The organism is Streptomyces sp., assembly GCF_035563135.1.
GTDB lineage: Bacteria > Actinomycetota > Actinomycetes > Streptomycetales > Streptomycetaceae > Streptomyces.
The window spans coordinates 1-6,376 of record NZ_DATMVN010000875.1 but is presented as its reverse complement, the minus strand read 5'-3'; the positions used below and the strand labels follow the sequence as shown (position 1 = coordinate 6,376).

Genomic DNA, 6,376 nt, shown 5'->3' with positions numbered 1-6,376 from the left:
CGACCGCGACGGCCGCGGGTGCGGCCGCGGGCGCAGCCGCCGGTGCGGCCGCCGGTGCAGGTGCCGGTGCCGCAGGCGCAGCCCCCTCGCCGGACCAGCGCCCCTGGCCGTCGCCGTCCCAGTGGCTCCCGTTGCTGTCGCCCCAACGGTTGCCGTCGTCGGCCAGGGCGACCGACTGGCCTCCCAGGGCGAACGCGATGGAGAAGGCCCCGACGGCCACCCCACGCAGCGTGCGGGCGCGGACGCCGGTTCGGCGGTCGTCCGGCAGGGCGGTGTGCTGGTTGTTCATGTGCATGGAGAGAAACTCCTGGTGGAGGGCCGCGGGCCGTCCCTCGTCGGTACGGCTCCTGTGCGGCGTGTGCATCGGTTCACGTCCGGATGGACGGCCGGCCGGCAGCCGGGCGTGCGGCACCCACCGGAGCGCGCGGTGACCCAGATCAGGTCGGTGCGGTCCGGTTCGACGCGGGGAGGCCCCGAGAGGAGGGGGTGTGCCGCGGTGGCTGTGCCGGCTCAGGTGCGTGGCGAGGCGTCGCGATGTCGCTGGCGGCGGTTCGCGGGGCACTGGATGGCCCGTGGGCGCACCCGGCGGTGGCTCTCCGTTCTCCCATGGCCGCCTACCGAGTCAGCTGACGGGTTCGGGCGGGGAGAGCCCTACCCACCCGGCCGAGCACGGGCTCGGCGGACGGGATTCACCCCATTGCACGGTTGGGTCCCCGGCTCGCGCCCACCGTGGCGGGCGAGATTCGGCGGCATCCGGCCAGGTTCCCCGGGATGGGGCTGAGACGACCGACCGGACGACCGAACCGTAGGGCCACTGTTGACCGATGACAACGCGGGAGGTGGCCGCTTGTCAGGTACTGAGCACTCGCCGCGCCGGTCGGGTCTGGTATGTGGACTGGTCACGGCCGCGTAGACGCTCCTCGCGCGGACGAGAAAAAAAGAACTCGGCAGTTCCCGATCAGGCTCCGGCGGGTGGCCGACCCGTCAGGAATCGAGAAGTCCGGACGACGCGGGCGGTCCTAGCCTCTTCTCGACCGGCCCGCACCACATGGAGGCCCGACCGGAGAGGCGTGACGAGGATGTCCACGGAGACCACCACGACCTGGGCAGGCGGCTTCAGCCCGCAGGAGCGAGCCGCGATGAAGCAGCGCGCTACCGAGCTGCGCGCCGAGGGGAAGAGCGGCGCCAAGCGGGCCGACGGGCTGCAGGCGCTCCTCGACGCCATCGCGAAGATGACGCCGGAGGACCGGGCCCTCGCCGAGCGCGTGCACGTGACGGCGACCGCAGCCGCCCCTGACCTGGCACCGAAGACCTGGTACGGCATGCCGGCCTACGCCAACGCCGAGGGCAAGGTCGTGTTCGCGCTCAAGAACGCGGGCAAGTTCAGCCAGCGCTACTCGACCCTGGAGTTCCAGGACCCGGCCCACCTCGACGACGGCGACCTGTGGCCGGTGTCGTTCGCGCTCACGCGGTGGAGCCCCGCGGTGGAGCAGAAGGTCGCGGAGCTGGTGCGTACGGCCCTGTCGGGCGCCGACTGACCGACGGTCAGGGGCGCCAGCGGTGCAGGCCGGTGACCCGGCGGACGGCGACCGAGGTGAGGCGGTAGGGGAGCCGCGCGAGGACGGCGGCGACCCGGGCGTCCGGGCCGACCGGCACGCGGAAGGCCGGCCGGCGCGCGGTCAGGACGCGGGCGACGGCCTGCGCCACCTCGCGGGGGTCGCGTGAGTGCGGGAGGTGCTGCTGCTCGACGTAGCGCGCCACGATCGTCGACATGCCGGTGTAGGCGCTGCCCGGTGGGGTGATGCGCGGCGTCGTCGTCCAGATCGCGGTGTCGTAGTTGCCGGGCTCGACCAGCGTCACCCGCACGCCGAGGGGCTCCACCTCGTACGCCAGCGACTCGGCCCATCCCTCGAGGGCCCACTTGGAGGCGCAGTACAGCGACAGCCCGGGGTTGCCGTAGCGCGCCGAGTCGCTGGAGACGAGGACCAGCCGCCCCGACCGCTGCCGCCGCATCACCGGCAGGACGAGTTGGGTCAGCCGCAGTGCGCCGATGAGGTTGGTGTCCAGCACCCGCCGCCATTCGTCCTCGTCGGTGTCCTCGAAAGCGCCGCCACTGGCCGTGCCTGCGTTGTTGACCAGGGCGTCGAGGCGGCCGCCGGTCAGCTCCAGCGCCTCCTTCACCCCATGCGAGGACGACTCCGCGTCGGCCACGTCGAGCTCGACCACGTCGAGGGGCTCGAGCCCGGCGGCGCGGGTGCGGTCGTCCAGTGCTGTCCGCCGTGCGGGGTCGCGCATCGACGCGACCACCTGCCAGCCTCGGCCGGCGAGCTCGACGGCGGTCTCGAGGCCGAGGCCCGAGGAGCACCCGGTGATGAGGACGGTCGGTCGGTCGTTGCGCACCGCACCATCTTTGTGGGCCCGACGCGGAGGGCGCCCAGGTGGCGCTCGAACCGCCGACCCGGAGAGCGTGGGGCGTTTCAGCGGCCGCGTCGGGCCGGTACGGCCGTCCACCATCTGGCCCGGGTCCGTCTCGAGGTCCAGGGACCCTGCCGGGTGCTCCGCGGCCCACCCGTGGAGGCGACGACGACACGTCACCGAGCGGAGCAACGCCGTCCCGACCCTGGTGACCCGGTCGGGCCCTGCTGCGGGGTGGACCGCGCGTCCTGCCGACGGTCCGGCCGGCCCGTTCGGGTCACTCGACCGGCGGCATACAGTGCGTCGTGGTCATCCGGGGCACCTGCCAACCGCGCTGATGCGGTGACGCCGGCGTGACGAGGGTCCTCCACCATCCGTCACGGGAGGTCCGAAGCGGCATCCTGCGATGCAGGGTCCCGTCAACCCATGACACCGACTTCGACCTGCTCGCGGCACCACGACGTCTGGAGGCAGCGACATGGCGCGGATCACGATCAATGGTGTGTCAATGGATCCTGTGGCTCAGGCCACTGCCCTGGGAGCGGCGGGGCTGACATCCGAGGATGCGTCTCGGTCGAACTACATCCTCATCCAGACGCAGGGCGTGCTGACGGACGAACAGAGGGCCCAGCTGATCGCTCTCGGCGTCGTGATCCACGAGTACGTCTCCGAGAACACCTACCTGTGCGGATACCGCCCCAGCGACCTCTCCGCCGTCCGGGCCCTGCCTTTCGTGGTCTGGGCCGACGTCTATCTCAGAGCGTTCAAGATCCCGCCGTCACTACGCCCGGCTGCGCCCGAGGTCACCGCGTCGGTCCTCCCGACGTCCGTACCCCGGCCCCCCTCCCGCGAGCTCCGAGAGGTCGACATCGTGCTGCACGACGACGTCGACGCCGGCTCGGCAGAGGTGAAGGGGCGCATCGCCGCAGCGGTGCACCGCACCGCTGACGACCTGCGGACGGCGCGTCGCAAGGTGCGGGTGACCGCCGAGATGGGCCAACTCGATGACCTGGTGGCCCTCGACGAGGTGCACCACGTCGAGGCGGTCCCGAGGAGGCAACTGTTCAACAACGTCGCACGCCCGATCTTGAACGCCGATGTCGTCGTCAACGGCACGCCGTACCGGGGCCGTGGCCAGACCGTCGCCGTAGCCGACACCGGCCTCGACCGAGGGTCCACCTCGGACGTGCACCCAGCCTTCGCCGGGCGTGTCGCCAGGCTCTACGCACTGGGTCGGGTCAATCCGGACCGGGCCAACGACCCGGACGGGCACGGCACACACGTCGCCGGATCTGTGCTCGGGGACGGCACCTCGAACACGATGGGTGGAGCCATCGAGGGGACCGCGCCCGAGGCCACACTCGTCCTCCAGTCACTCCTGGACGACTCCGGCGGCCTCGGTGGCATCCCCATCGACCTCCTCGACCTGTTCGGGCCGCCCTATGAGCACGACGGCGCCCGCGTCCACACCAACTCGTGGGGAACCTCGATACCGGGTCTGCCGTACGACGCGAGCTCCAGAGAGATCGACGACTTCGTCTGGACCCATCCGGACATGGCGATCTGCTGGGCGGCCGGCAACAGTGGGACCGACGGCAACAGCAACGGCGTCGTCGATGCCGGCTCGATCGGCTCCGAATCGGCAGCCAAGAACTGCATCACGGTGGGCGCCAGCGAGAGCAGTCGTCCGCGCTTCACGCCCACCTATGGCCAGTACTGGCCGGCCGACTATCCCGCTGATCCGATCAGCTCCGATCGCCAGGCCGATGACCCCGACGGCCTCGTCGCCTTCAGTAGTCGAGGTCCGACGCGGGAAGGGCGGATCAAGCCGGACGTCGTCGCTCCTGGTTCATGCATCCTCTCCGCACTCTCCCGTGATGTCGCGGTTCCACCGACAGTCTTCGGAGTGTCGAGCGACCCGTTGCTCTCCTTCCTGAGTGGAACGAGCATGGCGACGCCTCTCGTGGCCGGATGCGTTGCCGTCCTGCGGCAGACCCTCGTGGACAACGGCATCCCAACTCCGAGCGCCGCTCTCCTCAAGGCGTTGCTGATCAACGGCGCCGTGGAGTTGCCCGGGCAGTACGCCCCCTCAGAGGCGGGCCGGTCCCCGAACAACAACTCGGGGTTCGGCCGGGTCGACTTGGCGGCGGCGGTCATCCTCCCGGGCGCCGACCCCGACGCCGACTTCGGGGAAGGGGGGCCGTTGAGCCAGGGTGATGAGGACACCATCACGATCGACATCCCTGAGCGCCCCTCGGCGGGCGTCACCAGCGACGACGCCACGCGGCCTGGGACATCCGCAGCGGCGGGCGTGACATTGACCATCACGCTGGTGTGGACGGACCCTCCTGGCGAGACGCTGCAGAACGACCTCGATCTGATCGTTCGTGCGGCCAACGGGGAGGAGAGGCACGGCAACGTGGCATCGTCCGCGAGCTTCGATCGACAGAACAACGTCGAGAAGATCGTATGGACCGGCATGCCGCCGGGTCCGGCCGAGATCACGATCCGAGCCTTCCGGATCACCGCCTTCGCACAGCCGTACGCGTATGCCTGGAGAATCAGATGATGAGTAGCGGGAGCCCCGCCTCGGGTTCCCTCCACCCGCAGGCTGAGCTACGCCGCTGTTCTGGGGGCGGGTTCGTCCGGGCTCCGTTCATGACCTGACCCCGGGACGGCGGACCGGCCCCGTGGAGCTGCTGGCACTTGCTCCGCGGCCGGCGGAGACATTCACTGCTGGTTCCGCGCCCCTGGCCGCGGAGCACGGGGCCGAGCGCACGGGCCCACCCGGCGCGACGGATCCGCGTCCCGGGAGTGGGGCTGTTCGACCTGACCATGGTGACGAGGAGGTCCAAGGCGTCACGCGGGAGCGCTGTGCGGGCTCCGCTACCCGCGTATTGCCTCGTGGGGCGGGTGGGGCTCGAACCCACATCGGCGCGGTCGACGACGACGGTGTCCCCGGGACGCAGCTCCCGTAGCCCGTAGCAGGCTCCCGGTTCGCCCTCCCAGTCGACGTCACCGGCCAGGACAGCGGGCCCGAGCCCACCGGGTGTGGGGCTGCCGTCATACCAGCCGACCGGGTAGGCACCCGGAGGAACCTGCATGGACCCGTCCGGCTCCAAGCCAAGCTCCATGATCCGAGAAGGGGCAGTCCCGGACCGCGGCTACGCCATCGAGCCCTCCCACCGTTTCATCGCACCGCAGCCCGCAGACGACACCATCGCGGCACTGGCAGCCGTCAGCGCCCAGTGCGTGCGTGTGCCGCGAGCGGTGGTCACCCTCCCGCCCCAGCGAAGTGACGCCTGCTGCACGCCGAGGCAGTCGCCGGGCCGAGGGTGCCTGGGAGTAGGCGTCAGCTACGTGGGGAAGCGCCCGGACCACGAGGCCGGCCAGCCCGGCCACCTTCAGGGCGCGCTCGACGGCCTGCTCCCGGTCGTGGAGGACCGTCACGGGCCGCTCGGCTAGGCCGCGGGCCCGGGCCAGCGCCTCGGCGTCCACACGACCTTGCTGCCGAGCGCCACGGCGCGGACCTCCACCCCGTACCAGCCGGAGCCGAGGGCGAGCGCGACCACGCCGCCGAGGCTGTGGCCGAGGACCACCACGGGCTGTCCGGGGTCGACGGCGGGAGCGACCGCGGAGGCGAGGGCGCCGAAGGAGTAACGGGGCAGCGGCGCCGAGGAGCCGTGGCCCGGGAGGTCGACCGTCGTCCACTGCCAGCGGTCCTGCACGTGCGGCAGCAGCGGCTCCCACACGTCGGCGTCGGCGCCGAGGCCGTGCAGGCAGCAGGAGCTCGGGCCGTCGCCGCCGCGGCGCACGTGCAGTCCAGGAGGCACGGCCCGCACGCTGCAACACGCGCGTCCCCGCGGCGGTCAGCCCTGCTGCTGCGCGTCGGCGAGGCCGAGCGTGCGCGCGTGCCGGAGCATCTCCGCGCTGTCCCCGGTGACGAGGAAGGGGACGCCGC

At 71.7% G+C, this 6,376-nt stretch carries 6 protein-coding genes and 1 riboswitch; of the genes, 3 read left to right on the top strand and 3 right to left on the bottom strand.

Going from position 1 to position 6,376, the window contains the following annotated elements:
* The coding region (locus VN520_RS38685) for a hypothetical protein (RefSeq protein ID WP_325751638.1) at positions 1-295 on the bottom strand (295 nt) is incomplete at its 3' end.
* Positions 296-596: 301 nt separating this feature from the next.
* Positions 597-745, bottom strand: a riboswitch (cyclic di-AMP (ydaO/yuaA leader).
* Between the two features lie 334 nt (positions 746-1,079).
* Between VN520_RS38685 and VN520_RS38680 the strand changes: the two genes are divergently transcribed.
* A complete protein-coding gene (locus tag VN520_RS38680; RefSeq protein WP_325751637.1) occupies positions 1,080-1,538 on the top strand; it encodes a hypothetical protein in 459 nt (152 codons plus the stop codon).
* 7 nt (positions 1,539-1,545) lie between these two features.
* Here VN520_RS38680 and VN520_RS38675 read toward each other — a convergent pair whose 3' ends face one another.
* The gene (locus VN520_RS38675; protein ID WP_325751636.1) at positions 1,546-2,400 is read right to left on the bottom strand and encodes an SDR family oxidoreductase; all 855 of its coding nucleotides are present in this window, start codon (positions 2,398-2,400) and stop codon (positions 1,546-1,548) included.
* 532 nt (positions 2,401-2,932) lie between these two features.
* On the opposite strand from VN520_RS38675, the gene VN520_RS38670 reads away from it, so the two are divergent.
* Positions 2,933-4,984, top strand: coding sequence for a S8 family serine peptidase (locus VN520_RS38670; RefSeq protein WP_325751635.1), 2,052 nt, complete (start codon positions 2,933-2,935; stop codon positions 4,982-4,984).
* Positions 4,985-5,517: 533 nt separating this feature from the next.
* Positions 5,518-5,880 (top strand): hypothetical protein, encoded by a 363-nt coding sequence (locus tag VN520_RS38665; RefSeq protein WP_325751634.1) that lies wholly within the window; start codon positions 5,518-5,520, stop codon positions 5,878-5,880.
* On the opposite strand, the gene VN520_RS38660 is transcribed toward VN520_RS38665, so the two are convergent.
* A complete protein-coding gene (locus VN520_RS38660; RefSeq protein WP_325751633.1) occupies positions 5,877-6,248 on the bottom strand; it encodes an alpha/beta fold hydrolase in 372 nt (123 codons plus the stop codon). The genes VN520_RS38665 and VN520_RS38660 overlap by 4 nt on opposite strands.
* Positions 6,249-6,376: the final 128 nt, after the last annotated feature.

Excerpts from the sequence above, each read along its gene's own strand:
- VN520_RS38680 (WP_325751637.1), top strand. The coding sequence starts at position 1,080 with ATGTCCACGGAGACCACCACGACCTGGGCAGGCGGCTTCAGCCCGCAG.
- VN520_RS38665 (WP_325751634.1), top strand. The coding sequence starts at position 5,518 with ATGGACCCGTCCGGCTCCAAGCCAAGCTCCATGATCCGAGAAGGGGCA.